General features: G+C 61.8%; 13 protein-coding genes. 11 read left to right on the forward strand and 2 right to left on the reverse strand.

From position 1 onward, the window contains the following. Positions 1-178: 178 nt before the first annotated feature. From K7431_RS10895 to K7431_RS10925, 7 genes are all read left to right on the forward strand, one after another. A complete protein-coding gene (locus K7431_RS10895) occupies positions 179-2,935 on the forward strand; it encodes a TonB-dependent receptor (protein WP_015886009.1) in 2,757 nt (918 codons plus the stop codon). A gap of 103 nt (positions 2,936-3,038) precedes the next feature. Continuing rightward, positions 3,039-3,671 carry a heme acquisition protein HasA gene (locus K7431_RS10900; RefSeq protein WP_015886008.1) on the forward strand — a complete coding sequence of 211 codons (633 nt, stop codon included), beginning with the start codon at positions 3,039-3,041 and terminating at the stop codon, positions 3,669-3,671. 173 nt (positions 3,672-3,844) lie between these two features. Continuing rightward, positions 3,845-5,581: a type I secretion system permease/ATPase gene (locus tag K7431_RS10905; protein ID WP_015886007.1), complete on the forward strand. Its 1,737-nt coding sequence runs from the start codon at positions 3,845-3,847 to the stop codon at positions 5,579-5,581. Next, entirely contained in the window at positions 5,578-6,903 is a 1,326-nt protein-coding gene (locus K7431_RS10910; protein ID WP_015886006.1) for an HlyD family type I secretion periplasmic adaptor subunit, read from the forward strand. The genes K7431_RS10905 and K7431_RS10910 overlap by 4 nt, the downstream gene beginning before the upstream one ends. Further along, a complete protein-coding gene (locus tag K7431_RS10915) occupies positions 6,900-8,216 on the forward strand; it encodes a TolC family outer membrane protein (RefSeq protein ID WP_015886005.1) in 1,317 nt (438 codons plus the stop codon). The genes K7431_RS10910 and K7431_RS10915 overlap by 4 nt, the downstream gene beginning before the upstream one ends. Before the next feature lie 135 nt (positions 8,217-8,351). After that, positions 8,352-8,780: a DUF4160 domain-containing protein gene (locus K7431_RS10920; protein ID WP_015886004.1), complete on the forward strand. Its 429-nt coding sequence runs from the start codon at positions 8,352-8,354 to the stop codon at positions 8,778-8,780. After that, positions 8,777-9,244 carry a DUF2442 domain-containing protein gene (locus tag K7431_RS10925; protein WP_015886003.1) on the forward strand — a complete coding sequence of 156 codons (468 nt, stop codon included), beginning with the start codon at positions 8,777-8,779 and terminating at the stop codon, positions 9,242-9,244. The genes K7431_RS10920 and K7431_RS10925 overlap by 4 nt, the downstream gene beginning before the upstream one ends. Here K7431_RS10925 and trmA read toward each other — a convergent pair. Both trmA and K7431_RS10935 read right to left on the reverse strand, forming a co-directional pair. Next, entirely contained in the window at positions 9,227-10,306 is a 1,080-nt protein-coding gene (gene trmA / locus K7431_RS10930; protein WP_015886002.1) for a tRNA (uridine(54)-C5)-methyltransferase TrmA, read from the reverse strand. The genes K7431_RS10925 and trmA overlap by 18 nt on opposite strands. Then, positions 10,303-11,598, reverse strand: a complete 1,296-nt coding sequence (locus tag K7431_RS10935; protein WP_015886001.1) for an NCS2 family permease — start codon at positions 11,596-11,598, stop codon at positions 10,303-10,305. Before K7431_RS10935 ends, trmA begins: the two co-directional genes overlap by 4 nt. 173 nt (positions 11,599-11,771) lie before the next feature. Here K7431_RS10935 and K7431_RS10940 point away from each other — a divergent pair, with 173 nt between their 5' ends. The 4 genes from K7431_RS10940 to K7431_RS10955 all read left to right on the forward strand — a co-directional run bounded on the left by K7431_RS10940 (position 11,772) and on the right by K7431_RS10955 (position 15,986). Beyond that, complete coding sequence (locus tag K7431_RS10940; RefSeq protein WP_015886000.1) at positions 11,772-12,218, forward strand: DUF4879 domain-containing protein; 447 nt, start codon at positions 11,772-11,774, stop codon at positions 12,216-12,218. A gap of 95 nt (positions 12,219-12,313) precedes the next feature. Beyond that, the gene (locus K7431_RS10945; protein WP_015885999.1) at positions 12,314-12,820 is read left to right on the forward strand and encodes a (2Fe-2S)-binding protein; all 507 of its coding nucleotides are present in this window, start codon (positions 12,314-12,316) and stop codon (positions 12,818-12,820) included. Then, positions 12,817-13,806, forward strand: coding sequence for an FAD binding domain-containing protein (locus K7431_RS10950; protein WP_015885998.1), 990 nt, complete (start codon positions 12,817-12,819; stop codon positions 13,804-13,806). The genes K7431_RS10945 and K7431_RS10950 overlap by 4 nt, the downstream gene beginning before the upstream one ends. Then, complete coding sequence (locus tag K7431_RS10955; RefSeq protein WP_015885997.1) at positions 13,803-15,986, forward strand: xanthine dehydrogenase family protein molybdopterin-binding subunit; 2,184 nt, start codon at positions 13,803-13,805, stop codon at positions 15,984-15,986. Before K7431_RS10950 ends, K7431_RS10955 begins: the two co-directional genes overlap by 4 nt. Positions 15,987-16,025: the final 39 nt, after the last annotated feature.

Here is a 16,025-nt window from a genome sequence, read left to right on the forward strand (position 1 = left end):
TGCTACAACGGTGTGTCTTTATCTATGGCTATCGCCGGCGAGCCGGCTCAGTTTCCTGCTTGAATCCCTTCGTTAAAAAACTTTTGAAAAAGTCTTACTGACTTCCTGCGCGTCGCACGTCTTGCTAGGTGAGAAGCATTCGCATAAACAAAAACGCTTAGCGCAGGGAACAATCGAAATGTCAGCACTCAACAAGGGGCGTATCACCGGTAGCCGGTTAGCCCTTTCCATTCACTTGGGCCTGTTCGCCGCAGTGGCGCCGGTGTATGCCGCGCAGCCTCAATCGGGCGCTACCCAACCTGCTGTGTTGACGTTCGATATTCCCGTGCAATCTCTCGGCAGTGCCGTGCTGGCCTTTGCCGACCAGGCTGGCTTGCAGGTGTTGTTTGACAGCCAGCGCCTGCAAGGTTTGAGCAGTACGGCGATCAAGGGCAGTTTCAGCGTGCAGGAAGGCCTGGGCCGTTTGCTCGGTGCCGCGCCGGTGGAGTATCGCTTTACCGGCGAGCGCCAGGTCACGCTCAACCGCGTCAGTGACGATCACGACGGCGCCATGACCGTGGGCACTACCACCATTACCGGTAACACCAATGGCCAGGCCAGCGATTGGGTGTACCAGACCCCAAAGTCCGTGGCAGTCATCAGCCGTGACATGATCGACAAGCGCCCACCCCGTCACGCGGCCGACATGCTGGAGGAAACTGCGGGGGTCTACACCGCCGTTGACCAACGCGACCCTGGTCTTTCCGTGAACATTCGCGGCGTTCAGGACTATGGCCGTGTGAACATGAACATCGACGGCATGCGCCAGAACTTCAACGTGAATGGGCACCAGCAGCGCAATGGCACCCTGCTGATTGACCCGGAGTTCATTTCCAGCATCGAGATCGACAAGGGCAGCCAGTCGGGGCAGGGTGGGGCGGCCGTACTCGGCGGGATCGCCTCGTTCAAGACCCTGGAGGCCAGCGAGTTCCTCAAGGACGGTAAAGAGATCGGCGGACGTTTTCGCGCGGGCAGCGGTATCGGTGAGCTGGGCAACGGTACCTACTTCAATGGCAGTGGCGTGTTTGCCTTTGGTGATGAGCGCGGCGATGTGCTGCTCGGCTACAGCGAGCGCCATTTCGGCAACTACCGGGCCGGCACCCACAATGACCAGAACCTGGGCACCAATCTGCGGGCCAGGAAGTATGCCCCGGTCGCCTTCGACGACTGGTTGAACAGCGAAGTCGGTGATACCGGCAGCGTGACCCGGTCGCAGATCGTCAAGTTCGGCCTGAACCTGCCCAACGATCAGCGCGTGCAATTGAGCTACCTGGAAAGCGATACCGACAGCAATGATGCCTGGGGCTACATCAGTGATGATCTTCAGAGCAGCTATTACGTACGCACCGGCAAGAACAACCTCAACGCGAAAAACGCGGCGCTGGACTACAGCTACAGCCCGGATAACGCGCTGATCGATTTCAAGGCCAAGCTCTATTACGTCACCACCCAACTGGATCGTTCCAACGCCGGCAACCTCGCGTCCCTGAGTTCCGGCAACTATACGCCGGCATACACCGACCATTTCCAGACCGATACCTGGGGCCTGCAGGGCGAAAACACGGCGCGCTTCGACCTGGGCCACGTGGGGCATCTGAGCTGGAACTATGGCCTGGAGATGTATCAGGACACCTTCAAGCCCAGTACCAACAAGATCGAGTCCACCAACACGATCAACTCCGGATCACTGCCTTACACCCCCAGTGCCGACCCGGAAGGCAAGCGCACCATCGCCAGTGTGTTCAACAACCTGCAATACGAATATGACGACTGGCTGACCGTGGATGCCGGGCTGCGTTACGACCGTTATCGGCTGGAGGGTGTCACCGGGATGACGCTGTGGAAGCGCGACCGGTTTTACACCAGTACGACGGGCGCGAAGCGTGTCGAGGACATTTTTGATATCGACCGTGAAGACGGACGGTTTTCGCCGACCTTCGGTATCGGCATCAAGCCTGGGGTCGACTGGCTGCAACTGTATACCCGCTGGGGCAAGGGCTGGCGCCCGCCGGCTGTCACTGAAACCTTTATGAGCGGCCGCCCCCACGGGGGTGGTTCGAATGAACGGGTATTCCCCAATCCTTACCTGAAGCCAGAGGAGTCTCGCGATTGGGAAGTGGGGATGAACGTGTTCAAGGAGTCGCTCTTTTTCAATGACGACCGACTGGGCATCAAGGTGGCGTACTTCGACACCAAGATTAAGAATTTCACCTTCCTCAATACCAGTGTGAGTTTGCCGGAGACGTCCGTTGGGGGTTTCAACGGGATCATGGCGTATACCAACAACCTCAATGACACGCGGTTCAGGGGCCTTGAGTACCAACTCAACTACGACATGGGGCGTGCGTATACCAACCTCAGTTACACGCACATGATCGGCAGCAACGAGTTCTGTTCGAAGAACTACTACCTGGGCGGGGCCAAGAAGGCCGGTCCCAGCACTACCGTTATCGAACGGTTTACCCGGCCCAACGGCACCATCGGTTTCCGTCCTGTGACCCGCTACGAATTGTTGGATGACGAGGCCGCCAATGCCAAGGAAAGCTGCGGCAAGATCATGGGCAACGCCACCTACACCCCTGCTGATCGCGCGTCGTTGACGTTGGGCGCGCGCTTTTTGGACAAGCGCCTGGATACCGGTGTGCGTGTTCGCTACAGCTCGGGTAACGGGGAAAACCTGGACAACCAGGGCTACAACCTGATCGACCAGGCCATGTGGCCCAAATACACCGTGTATGACGTTTACGCCAGTTACTGGATGACCGATCAATTGAACATCGCGTTGGCGTTGGAAAACGCCACGGACGAAGCGTATTTCGTCGCCATGGGCGATGCCAACAACCTCAGCCTGGCTCGCGGCCGGACCTTGAGCGGAATGCTCGAATACAAATTCTGATACCGGTGCCACGGCACCGCATCAACCACGGTTTTGCCCAGGGTTGGGTAAAAAGTGCGCAGCTGCGCATTGATCAATAGCGCTGTAATTATGAGGTTTAGTGATGACTATTTCTGTTAGCTACGAGTCGTACCTGGGCACTACTTCGCTGTCTGACTACCTGTCGGACTGGGCTCTTGGTTTTGCCACGGCAGGTCATGGCACTGGCGGCAACAACGGTGGTTTCAGCAACGGGACCTTCGCCGGTGACCAATACGCGTCCCATGGCGCCAACAACTCCGACTACGCGTTCATCGCCGACAGCGACACCAGCAACGGCCTGCACTACGTGTTCAATCCAACACTGCCGGCCAGCAGCAACTTGAACCACTACCTGTGGGGCGAACTGGATAACGTCGAGCTGGGCACCGGCCTGACCGGCGGCAGTGGCAGCGACTTCGACCTGAGTGCCTACAAAGTCGCCTTCAATGGCCTCGACCTGTCCGCCGCCGAAGGTGCAGGCCGCGTCGGCAACGATGTGCAGAGCGTGATCTACGGCTTGATCCAGGGCAACACCAGTGCACTGGAATCGGCACTCAACGAGCTGCTGGGCGCTATCGACCCGAGCCTGTCGACGGCCAACACCTTCGACGAGATCTCCGCCGGCCTCGCGGCCCACGCGGCGTCCTCGACCACCACCGACGTTGCACTGGTGGGCGTGCAGGACGTGGCCCAGGACTGGGCACTCGCGGCCTAAATCCGCTGCATGAAAAAAGCGAATGGAAGATCGCTCTCCCATTCGCCGCATGACACACCGCCGTTGCCCAAGCCTTCTAACTCTTCAGGCGACGGCGGTGCCGAATTCTGCGCAGCGTCGCATGGCCTGTCAACGCGACGACGCTGACCGCTCAACCCTTTGAGAATCCCCAGATGCGCCACGCCGGCAACGAAACCCTGGCCGCCCTCACGGCCTATAAAAGTGGCTTCTTCAACATCGGCCTGTTCTCGGCGGTGATCAACCTGCTGATGCTCGCCCCGGCGCTGTACATGCTGCAGGTGTACGACCGGGTGCTAGCCTCGGGCAATCAGATGACCCTGTTGATGCTGACGCTGATGATCCTCGGCCTGTTCGGCCTGATGGGCGCATTGGAGTGGGTGCGCAGCCAGGTGGTGATTCGCCTCGGCACGCAGATGGACATGCGCTTGAACCAGCGGGTGTACGACGCGGCGTTCGAAGCGCAACTCAAGGGCGGCACCCAGGCGGCCGGCCAGGCGCTGCATGACCTGACCACGCTGCGCCAGTTCGCCACCGGCCAGGCGTTGTTCGCGTTTTTCGATGCGCCGTGGTTTCCGGTGTACCTGTTGGTGATTTTCCTGTTTCACCCCTGGCTCGGCCTGCTGGCACTGGTCGGCGCGCTGCTGTTGATGGCGCTGGCGTGGGTTAACCACCACGTCAGTCAGGCTCCGATGGCCCTGGCCAGCCAACTGTCCATCAGCGCCAGCCAGCAGGCCACGGCCAACCTGCGCAATGCCGACACCATCGAAGCCATGGGCATGCTCGGCACGTTGCGCGCACGCTGGTTCGGCCAGCATCAAGCGTTTTTGGCCCAGCAAAACCTGGCCAGTGAAAAGACCGCAGCCGTCAGCGCCTGGTCCAAGGGCGTGCGCCTCGCGTTGCAATCCCTGGTCCTGGGTTTGGGCGCGTTGCTGGCGGTGCAGGGCGATATTACGCCGGGGATGATGATTGCCGGCTCGATCCTGATGGGCCGGGTGTTGACCCCCATCGACCAACTGATCGGCGTGTGGAAGCAATGGGGCTCGGCGCGGCTGGCGTACGAACGCTTGTCGCAGATGCTGGAGGCCAACCCGGCGCGACCAGTCCCTATGAGCCTGCCGGTGCCTAAAGGCCAACTGAGCGTCGAGCACATCAGCGCCTGTGCCCCCGGCAGCCGTCGGCCGGCGCTGGCCAACCTCGGTTTTAACCTGGCGGCAGGCGACGTGCTGGGCGTGATCGGGCCGTCGGGCTGCGGCAAATCCACCCTGGCGCGAATACTGGTGGGCGCATGGGCGCCCCTGGCCGGCAAGGTGCGGTTGGACGGTGCCGACCTGGCCCTGTGGGACAAGCAGCAGTTAGGTCCGCACATCGGTTACCTGCCGCAAGACATTCAATTGTTCGCCGGCAGCATTGCGGAAAACATCGCACGCTTTGCCGAGGTCGACGCGGATAAAGTCCTAGCTGCTGCGCAAATGGCTGGCGTGCATGAATTGATCCTGCAACTGCCCCAAGGCTACGACACGCCATTGGGGGAGGGCGGCGCCGGCTTGTCCGGCGGCCAGAAGCAACGCGTTGCGCTGGCCCGTGCGCTGTACGGCCTGCCTGCGTTGATCGTGCTGGATGAACCCAACGCCAACCTCGACGAGGTGGGCGAACACGCCCTGCTCCAAGCCATCGGCCAGCTCAAGCAACAGCGCCGTACCGTGATCCTGATCACCCACAAACCCAACGTGCTGAGCCTGACTGACCAGTTGCTGATCCTCAAGGACGGTCAATTGCAGGCGTTCGGCCCTACGGCGCGTGTGTTGGAGGCACGGCAGAAGCCCGCGGCGAGCAAGCCGGTGTCGACCCTGAGCATGAGTTACCGCCTCGGTGAAGGAAAACAGGCATGAGCCAGAGCAAACCTGTGTTGGTCTGCGAGGCGCCGAACAACGTGCTGGCGCTGGATGACAAAAAATACTCGCGCATTGGCTGGCTGTTGGTGCTCGGTGGTTTTGCCGGTTTCCTCGGTTGGGCGGCGTTGGCGCCGTTGGACAAGGGCGTGGCGGTGTCGGGCAAGGTCATGGTCTCGGGCCATCGCAAGACCGTGCAACACCCGGCGGGAGGTATCGTCGAGCGCATTGACGTGCGCGACGGTGAGGTGGTCAGTGCCGGCCAGGTGCTGCTGCGCTTGAAGGAAACCCCATTGCGCGGGCAGATGCAGTCCCTGCGCAGCCAGTACGTGGCGTCCCTGGCCAGCGAAGCGCGCTTGAGTGCCGAAAGTGAAGGGTTGTCGGCAATCACTTTTGCTCCCGAACTGCTCGACGATCCTGAAGCAGCGGCCACCCTGAACCTGCAACGGCAGCTGTTCAATAGCCGTGCCCAGGCCCTGGCTACCGAGCAACAAGGCCTGCGCGAAACCATCGCCGGCGCCGAGGCGCAGCTGCGCGGTACGCGGGATTCGCAAGCCAGCAAAGTCCAGCAACGCGCGGCGTTGAGTGAGCAACTGCAAGGCCTGCGCGCGTTGGCGCGTGACGGGTACATCCCACGCAACCGCCTGCTCGACAGCGAGCGCCTGTACTCGCAGGTCGATGGCGCCATCGCCGAGGACTATGGCCGTATCGGTCAGTTGCAGCGCCAGGTGCTCGAACTGCGGCTACGCATCCGTCATCTCGGCGAAGACTTCCAGAAAGACCTGCGCGGCCAGTTGGCCGAGACCCGTACCCGCAGCGACGACCTGCGCAATCGACTGGCCTCGGCCGAGTTCGAATTGGCCAACAGCCTGGTGCGCGCCCCGGCGTCCGGTGTGGTGGTGGGGCTGGATGTGTACACCGAGGGCGGCGTAATCAAGCCCGGCCAGGCGTTGATGGACATCGTGCCCCAGGGCGAACCCTTGCTGGTGGAGGCGCGCGTGCCGGTGCAGATGGTCGACAAGGTGCATCCGGGCTTGCCGGTGGAGTTGCTGTTCTCGGCCTTCAACCAGGCCACCACGCCACGGGTGGCCGGTGAGGTCACACTGGTCTCGGCCGATCGCCAGGTCGATGAACGCACCGACGAGCCTTACTACACGCTGCGCGCCCAGGTCAGCGCGGCCGGCATGCAACAACTGGACGGCGTGCAGATACGTCCCGGCATGCCGGTGGAAACCTTCATCAAGACCGGTGAGCGCTCGATGCTCAACTACCTGTTCAAACCCCTGCTGGATCGCACCCATATGGCCCTGGTGGAAGAATGAAGGCGCTGCTGTTTACCCTGTTTTTCGGTTGTACCTCGGCGGCGCACGCCTTGGGTTTGCTGGATGCCTACGACTTGGCCCTGCGCAATGATCCGACTTTTCAGGCCGCTATCCAGGAGCGTGAAGCCGGTGAAGAACATCGCGTGATCGGGCGTGCGGCGTTGTTGCCGAACCTGTCATGGAGCTATAACAACTCGCGCAACGCGTCTGAAGTGACGGCGGGTGAGGTCACCAGCGACCGTGACTACCGCAGCTATGCTTCGACCCTGACCTTGCAGCAACCGTTGCTGGATTACGAAGCCTATGCGCGGTTTCGCCAGGGCACCGCCCAGGCGTTGATGGCCGACGAGCGCTTTCGCGGCAAGAGCCAGGAACTGGCGGTGCGGGTGCTCAATGCCTACAGCCAGGCCTTGCTGGCGCAAGAACGTATCGAGCTGAGCCGTGCGCAGAAACGCGCGTATGCCGAGCGCCTGCAACTCAATGATCGCCTGCTCAAGGGCGGTGAGGGCACGCGCACCGATGTGCTGGAAACCCAGGCGCGCCTGAGCTTGGCCCAGGCAGAAGAAATCGAATCCCTGGACGCTCAGGACAGTGCCCTGCGCGAGTTGGAAGCCATCGTCGGCCAGCCGCTGCAGATCGAAGAATTGGCACCATTGACGCGCCAATTCGACATCCCGCCCCTGCAGCCCAACCGTTTCGAGACCTGGCGCGACATGGCCATGGCCAATAACCCGGAGCTTAAATCCCAGCACCACGCCCTGGACGTAGCGTCCTACGAAGTGGAGCGCAAACGTGCAGGCCACCTGCCCAAGGTCAGCCTGTACGCCACCAGTCGCCAGACTCGCTCTGACTCGGAAAGCAGCTACAACCAACAGTACGACACCAACAGTGTCGGCATTCAGGTCAGCCTGCCACTGTTTGCCGGCGGCGGGGTGTCGGCCTCCACCCGCCAGGCGGCGAACCAGCTGTCCCAGGCCCAGTACGAGTTGGACGCGCAAACCTCGGCCACGCTGGTGGAGTTGCGCAAGCAGTTCAACCTCAACACCAGCGGCGCCGCCAAAGTGCGCGCCTATGAAATGGCCGTCAGCTCGGCCACTGCCTTGGTCGCCGCGACCCAGAAAAGCGTCACCGGCGGTGAGCGCGTCAACCTCGACGTGCTCGACGCCGAACAACAACTCTTCACCGCCCGCCGCGACCTGGCGAATGCGCGGCATGCGTATCTGCTGGCTCGGATTCAGTTGAAGTATTACGCGGGGTTGCTGAGCGAGCAGGACTTGCGGGCCTTGGCGGGGTATTTCCAGCCCTCGGCATGAGTGGTTACAACCCGGCATTCGCCGGGTTTTTTGTGCTTACTAGTCTGTGAAACAGCTTCGGGAAAATGGAGCCGGTTGTCGGGTGACAGGGGAAAATTGTTACCTGGCGGAAAATAACCTAACGGATGGGTTACGATGAGAGTAGGCGCTTACAAGGGATATGTGATTTCGGTGTTTATCAGGGATGAGCATTGCCCGCCCCATGTGCATGTCAGGGGGAAGGAGTGGGATGCGCGTTTTCGTTTCAGTTTTCTGGATGGAGACGTGGAATTGTGGGACGTAGAGCCTGAGCGTCGGCAGCCACCCATGGCGGTTTTGAAAGAAATACGCGGGGCGATCATGCAGCGGCATTACCTGGCGCGGGCACGCAGGATCTGGTGGGAATACCTGCAAACGGTCTGCCTGGAGAATCATTCTTGGGATTGGGAGGCCGGTGAATTGGTGCCAGGGTTAGTTATTCGACATGGAGTCCATGTCATCGCAAGCGCCCGGCACGATGTCGTTGCGCAACGGACAATTCTGAATCTGGTAAGAGCACCAGACTGTGTGGGGATTGATTTATGAAAATCGTAAAAGCCAAGGTTGTACCCTACAAACCGCTCACTGAAGCGGACGTCGAAAAGGCGATAGCCCGAGGGCGCAAGACACGGCACCTTTATGCCCGCGCCAGCTCTGTGCGTTATGAAGACAACTGCCTTTCCATCGGCTTCAGCGACGGCAGTCGCGTTGTACTGCCGGTGGCTGGCCTGCCCGAGTTCGAGGGGTTTTCCTTGGAGGACTTTGAGCAACTGGAAGTTGGCTTTGGCGGCAAGGCGCTGTGCTGTGAGGCCCGGGATTTGGATGTTTCGGTCACGGGCCTGATCGCCACCAGCAAACCGCTCATGGACCTAGCCACCAGTTTGGTTGCGTCGCGCAACGGTCGCAAAAGCAGCGCCGCCAAATCCGCCGCCGCCCGAGCCAATGGCAAGAAGGGCGGGCGGCCACGCAAGAAGGAACCTGAGGACGTTGAACTACCGCCGAGTCAGTAACACACCGGATTCCATATGGTGCGTCCACGGGAACTGGTCAAACATTGCGCACTTCGTAATCCGGTGCGTGTCATGCAATTGCGCGATGTTCGCCGCCAACGTCTCCGGGTTGCAGGAAATGTACAGGATGTTGTCGAAGCGCCGGGTCAGTTCGCAGGTGTCCGGGTCCATGCCGGCGCGCGGCGGGTCGACGAACACGCTGCTGAACTCATAGCGCTTCAAGTCGATACCGTGAAGGCGGCGGAACGGGCGCACTTCATTCAGCGCTTCGGTGAGTTCTTCGGCGGAGAGGCGCACCAGGGTGACGTTACCCACCGCGTTTTCATCGAGGTTGCTCAAGGCCGCATTCACCGAGGTCTTGCTGATCTCGGTCGCCAGCACCTTGCGTACACGTGTTGCCAGGGGCAGGGTGAAGTTGCCGTTGCCGCAATACAACTCGAGCAAATCGTCCGGGCGATCGCCCAGGGCGTCATAGGCCCAGTTGAGCATCTTCTGGTTCACCGTGCCGTTGGGCTGGGTGAAGGCGCCTTCGGGTTGGCGATAGCTGAACGTGCGGCCACCGACCTCGAGTTTTTCCACCACATAGTCGTGGCCGATCACATCGCGCTTGCCCTTGGAGCGGCCGATGATGCTGACGTTCAAGTCGGTGGCGAGCTTATTCGCGGCGGTGTGCCAATGCTCGTCCAGTGGGCGGTGATAGCACAGGGTGATCATCGCATCGCCGGCCAGGGTGGTCAGGAACTCCACCTGGAACAGCTTGTGGCTCAGGGCGGCGCTGGCTTGCCAGGCGGCCTTGAGCTGCGGCATCAATTGGTTGATGCGTTGGCTGGCGATGGGGAACTCTTCGATCAGGATCGGCGTGCGCTTGTCGTCCTGGGAAAACATCGCGTAGTGGCGCTCACCGCCTTCGCGCCACAGGCGGAACTCGGCGCGCAGGCGGAAGTTCTGCAGCGGCGAGTCGAAGACCTGTGGCTCTGGCGCGTCAAACGGTGCCAGCAGGTCACGCAAGCGCGTGACCTTGTCTTGCAGTTGAGCGGTGTAGCGTGCGGCGTCAAAAGTCATGCGTTGAACCAGCCCAGCTTGATTACAAACAGAATCGACAGAATCACCAATGCCGGGTTCAGCTCACGGTAGCGGCCCGAAAGCAGCTTGATGGCGGTCCAGGCGATGAAACCGAAGGCGATGCCGTTGGCGATGGAGTAAGTGAAAGGCATCGCCAGGGCGGTGACCACCACCGGCGCTGCAACCGTGATGTCGTCCCAGTCGATCTCGGCCAGGCCCTGGGTCATCAACACAGCCACGAACAGCAGTGCCGGCGCGGTGGCGTAGGCCGGCACGCTGGCGGCCAGTGGCGAGAAGAACAACGCCAGCAGGAACAGGATCGCGACCACGATGGCGGTCAGGCCGGTACGGCCACCGGCGCTCACGCCCGCAGCGGACTCGATGTAGCTGGTGGTGGTCGAAGTGCCCAGCAGGGAGCCCGCCATGGCGGCGGTACTGTCGGCGATCAGCGCACGGCCCATTTTCGGCATGTGACCGTCCTTGCCCATCAGGCCGGCGCGCTTGGCCACGCCGATCAAGGTGCCGGAGTTATCGAACAGGTCCACGAACAGGAAGGCGAAGATCACGCTGACCAGGCCGATATCCAGGGCGCCCTTGATATCCAACTGCAGGAAGGTCGGGGCCAGGGACGGTGGTGCCGAGGTGATACCGATGAACGGGGTGAAGCCCAATACGATCGAGGCGATGGTCACCGCCAGGATGCCGATCAGCACCGCGCCGCGTACGGCCAGGGCTTCCAGCGCGACGATCAGCACGAAACCCAGGGTGGCCAGGATCGGCGCGGGTTGTTTCAGGTCGCCCAGGCCCACCATGGTGGCCGGGTTGCTCACCACGATCCCGGCGTTATGCAGGGCGATCAGCGCCAGGAACAGGCCGATACCGGCGGCAATCGCCGAGCGCAGGGGCAGGGGGATGGCGTTGATGATCCACTCACGAATGCGAAAGATCGACAGCAGGAAGAACAGCACCGCCGAGATAAACACCGCCCCCAGCGCAACCTGCCAGGTGTGGCCCATGTGCAGGACCACGGTGTAGGTAAAGAAGGCGTTGAGGCCCATGCCCGGCGCAAGGGCGATCGGGTAGTTGGCGATCAGGCCCATCACGGTCGAACCGATGGCGGCGGCCAGGCAGGTGGCGACGAATACCGCGCCTTTGTCCATGCCGGTCTCGCCGAGGATGCTCGGGTTCACGAACAGGATGTAGGCCATGGCCAGGAATGTCGTGATGCCCGCGAGGATCTCGGTGCGCACGTTGGTGTTGTGTGCCTTGAGTTGAAACAGCTTTTCCAGCATGCCTGCTCCCAGTGACGCTCTGTGGCGTCGTGATTTGTTGACCTCTAAGTCAAAGCACAAACTGCGCCAAGCGCCTGTGGTTTCAGAGAGGATCGGAAAAAGCGGCGCATCATACCAGCAGCCGAGGCCTTGAGGCATACTGCGCCGACGTTTAAACGAAGGTCATCCGCCGCATGAAAAACACCAGCCCGTGGAGTCTAGCCCTGATCCCCTGTATCAGCCTGTTGCTCGGTGCAGCACCGGCGTGGGGCGCGACTGCACCGCCGTTGAGCGAAGTGCGTGTGTTCAAGGTTGAGTCGGCGCGTTGTACGGAAACCATTCCTGAGCGTGTGAGCACGACCCAGATGTGTACGCACCGTGGGCCGACTAAGGTTTCTGTCATGGAAGTCGGCCTGGGCAATAACCCGGTTGGCCTCTTTAATGGCGCGGTGTTGAACGGCCAGCGCACGCCGGTATGCCAGGTCGGCAACATCAGCGAGGCCTGCAGCGGGGCCGGCACTTTGATGGGCTACATCTATGTGTTTGACCTGAATGTGGAGGCCCAGGGCTGGTTCGAATACAGCAACGCCTCGATCAACCCCCCGCGAAACACCCTGAAAACCCTGCTCAATATCCGCTGATCAATCTTCTTGAACGCTCAAAACCACGAGAAGTCGTACCCCTGAGACGGCGACTTTTCTAACGCCGCGGATGTACACCAACCCGTGAGGTGTTTATGAGCGCGACCCCCAATGGCGCGGCGGCCCAGCCGTTCGTCAGCCACCCGATACGCCTGCGCCTCAACGGCCAGGACCGCCAGTTGGACGTGTTGCCCTGGACCACGCTGTTGGACCTGCTGCGCGAGCAACTGGACCTGGTCGGCAGCAAAAAAGGCTGCGACCACGGCCAATGCGGCGCCTGCACCGTCTTGCGCGACGGCAAACGCGTCAACGCCTGCCTGACCCTCGCCGTCATGTGCGACGGCGCCGAATTGACCACCATCGAAGGCCTGGCCGACGGCGACGTGCTCCACCCGATGCAGCAAGCCTTTATCAAGCACGACGCCTTCCAGTGCGGTTACTGCACCCCCGGCCAGATCTGTTCCGCCGTCGGCCTGGTCAATGAAGGCCGTGCCCACGACACCGCGCAGATCCAAGAGCTGATGAGCGGCAACCTGTGCCGCTGTGGTGCCTACAGCAATATCCGCGATGCCATCGTGGACGTCGTGGGAGGTGAGCAATGAACCCCTTCCATTACAGCAAGCCGGCGGATGTACAGGAGGCGGTCCACCTCAGCAGCGCGGCATCGCGCTTTATTGCCGGTGGCACCAACTTGCTGGACTTGATGAAGGAAAACATCAGCCGCCCCGAGCACCTCATCGACATCACCGGCCTGCCGTTGCATGACATTCAGCAAACGGCCGAAGGCGGACTGCTGATCGGCGCCCTGGTGAGCAACGCCGACCTGGCCTGGCACCCGCTGATCGAACAGCGTTATCCATTGTTGTCGCAAGCCATCCTCGCGGGCGCCTCGCCGCAACTGCGCAACATGGCCAGTACCGGCGGCAACCTGTTGCAGCGCACCCGTTGCTACTACTTCTATGACGCCACCGTGCCCTGCAACAAACGTGAACCCGGCAGCGGTTGCCCGGCGCGAACCGGCTTGAATCGCATCCATGCGATCCTCGGCGCCAGTGAAGAGTGTGTCGCGACCCATCCGTCCGACATGTGCGTCGCGCTGGCTGCGCTGGAGGCGCGGGTGCATGTGGAAGGGCGTGGTGGTGCGCGGATCATCGAGTTTGCCGATTTCCATCGCCTGCCCGGTGACGCGCCGCAACGGGACAACCAATTGGCTGACGATGAGCTGATCACCGCGATCGAGCTGCCCGCCGATAACCTGGCCAGCCACAGTCACTACCTGAAAATCCGCGACCGCGCGTCTTATGCCTTCGCCCTGGTGTCCGTTGCCGCAGCGCTTGAACTGGACGGCGACCTCATCGTTGATGCACGCCTGGCCCTCGGCGGCGTGGCCCACAAACCCTGGCGTGACCGCGCCGTGGAAGCCGGCCTGATCGGCCAGGTCGTCAGCCGCGAAACCTTCAGCCACGCCGCCGACGCCCTGCTGCAAGACGCCGAGCCGCTGGCGCACAACGGCTTCAAGATCAAGCTGGCGCGCCGGGCGATCATTCGCGCCCTGAGCGACGCTGCTGTCGCAGGAGAACAGCCATGACCGCTATCGGCAAACCCTTGGACCGGGTGGACGGTCTGCTCAAAGTCACCGGCCAGGCACGTTATGCCGGGGAGTTTCCCGAGCATGGCCTGCTGCACGGCAGCGTGGTGTCCAGCACCGTCGCCAAGGGCCGTGTGCTGCGCATCGACGCTTCCAGGGCGCTGGCCCTGCCGGGCGTGGTGGAGGTTATCCATCACCTCAACCGGCCGAGGATCGCCAGCTACGACGACGCTTTCCAGGACGACGACGCCGCCGATGGCTCGCCGTTCCGCCCGCTGTACAACGACCGCGTGCTGTACAGCGGCCAGCCCCTGGCCTTGGTGATCGCCGATAACCTGGAGCTGGCGCGGCATGCCGGTTCCCTGGTGGACATCGAGTACGAAACCGAAGCCTTCGAAACCGACCTGCTGGCCTTGCAGGAACAGGCCCATGCTTCGCCGCAAACCCCGCCCGCGCCGCGTGGCAACTTCCAGGCCGAGTGGAGCGGCGCCGCCGTCAGCCTGGATCTGCACTACAGCACGCCCATCGAACACCACAACCCGATGGAACCCCACGCCAGCACCGTGCTGTATCAACCCGATGGCACCTTGCATATCCATGACAAGACCCAGGGCCCACAGAATTGCCAGGCCTATGTGCAAAAAGTCTTTGGCCTGGATAAAAGCCAGGTGCGCATCTTCGCCGCGTTCGTCGGCGGCGCTTTTGGCTCCGGCTTGCGCCCGCAGTACCAGTTGCCGTTGGCCGTGATGGCCTCGCTGGCGCTCAAGCGCTCGGTGCGCGTCACCCTGACACGCCAACAGATGTTCACTTTCGGCTACCGCCCGCGCACCTTGCAGCGCTTGCAAATGGGCGCCGCCGCCAACGGACGCCTGCTGGCACTGGGACACACCGCTATCGGCCAGACCTCGCGCTTCGAGGATTTCAGCGAACATGTGGTGGAGTGGAGCGGCATGCTCTACCACTGCGACAACGTGCAACTGACCTACAAACTGGTGCCCCTGGATGTGTTCACGCCGTTGGACATGCGCGCTCCCGGTGCCGCCCTTGGCGTGATCGGACTGGAGTGCGCCATGGACGAAGTGGCCTGCGCGCTGGGGATCGACCCGGTGCAACTGCGGCTGATCAACTACGCCGAGCGCAACCAGAACGAAGACAAACCCTGGTCGAGCAAGGCCCTGCGCGAATGCTACAGCGAAGGTGCCGAGCGTTTCGGCTGGAGCCAGCGCAACCCGGAACCGCGCAGTATGCGCGACGGCCGCCAGTTGATCGGCTGGGGCATGGCCGGCGGGGTATGGGAGGCCATGCAGATGAAGGCCAGCGCCAAGGCGCGGATCGACGCGCAGGGCAAGCTGACGGTCAGCAGCGCCACCACCGATATCGGCACCGGCACTTACACGGTGATGACCCAGATCGCGGCCCAGGCCAGTGGTGTGGCGGTCGAGGACGTAGTGTTTATGCTGGGCGATTCGTCATTGCCCACCGCGCCGCTGCAGGGCGGATCGTTTACCGTGTCTTCTGTGGGGACCGCCGTACAGCAAGCCTGCGAGGCGCTGAATGCCAAGTTGCTGGAGATTGCCCGCCAGACTTACCCGGTCTTCAAGGACGCCGAATCCGTACGCTTCGAAGACGGCCAGTTGCATACGGGCGACGTGAGCGTTTCGCTGGCGCAGTTGGTCAAGGACAGTGGCGAAGACGCGCTGGACGTGCAGGTCGACAGCGAGCCCGACAAAAAACGCGAGGGCTACAGCACCGCCACCCATTCGGCGGTATTTGTCGAGGTGCAGGTGGATGAAGACCTGGGCACCATCAAGGTCCGTCGGGTGGTCAGCGCGATTGCCGCCGGGCGTGTGGTCAACCCGAAGATGGCGCGCAGCCAGATCCTTGGCGGTGTGGTGTGGGGTATCGGCATGGCCCTGCACGAAGAAACCCAGATCGACCATCAACTGGGGCGCTACATGAACCACAGCCTGGCCGAGTACCACCTCCCGGTAAACGCGGATATTGGCGAGATCGACGTGGTGTTTGTCGAGGAGCATGACGAGATCGTCAACGCCCTGGGGTCCAAGGGGGTTGGTGAAATCGGTATTGTCGGCGTGGCAGCGGCGGTGGCGAATGCGATTTATCACGCCACCGGCAAACGGGTTCGGGAGTTCCCGATCACCTTGGATAAGGTGCTCTGACATGCTCTGGCAAGCACTGATTATCTAAAGGTGGGAGGG

Source organism: Pseudomonas fluorescens group sp. (assembly GCF_020093335.1).
GTDB classification, from domain to species: domain Bacteria; phylum Pseudomonadota; class Gammaproteobacteria; order Pseudomonadales; family Pseudomonadaceae; genus Aquipseudomonas; species Aquipseudomonas petroselini.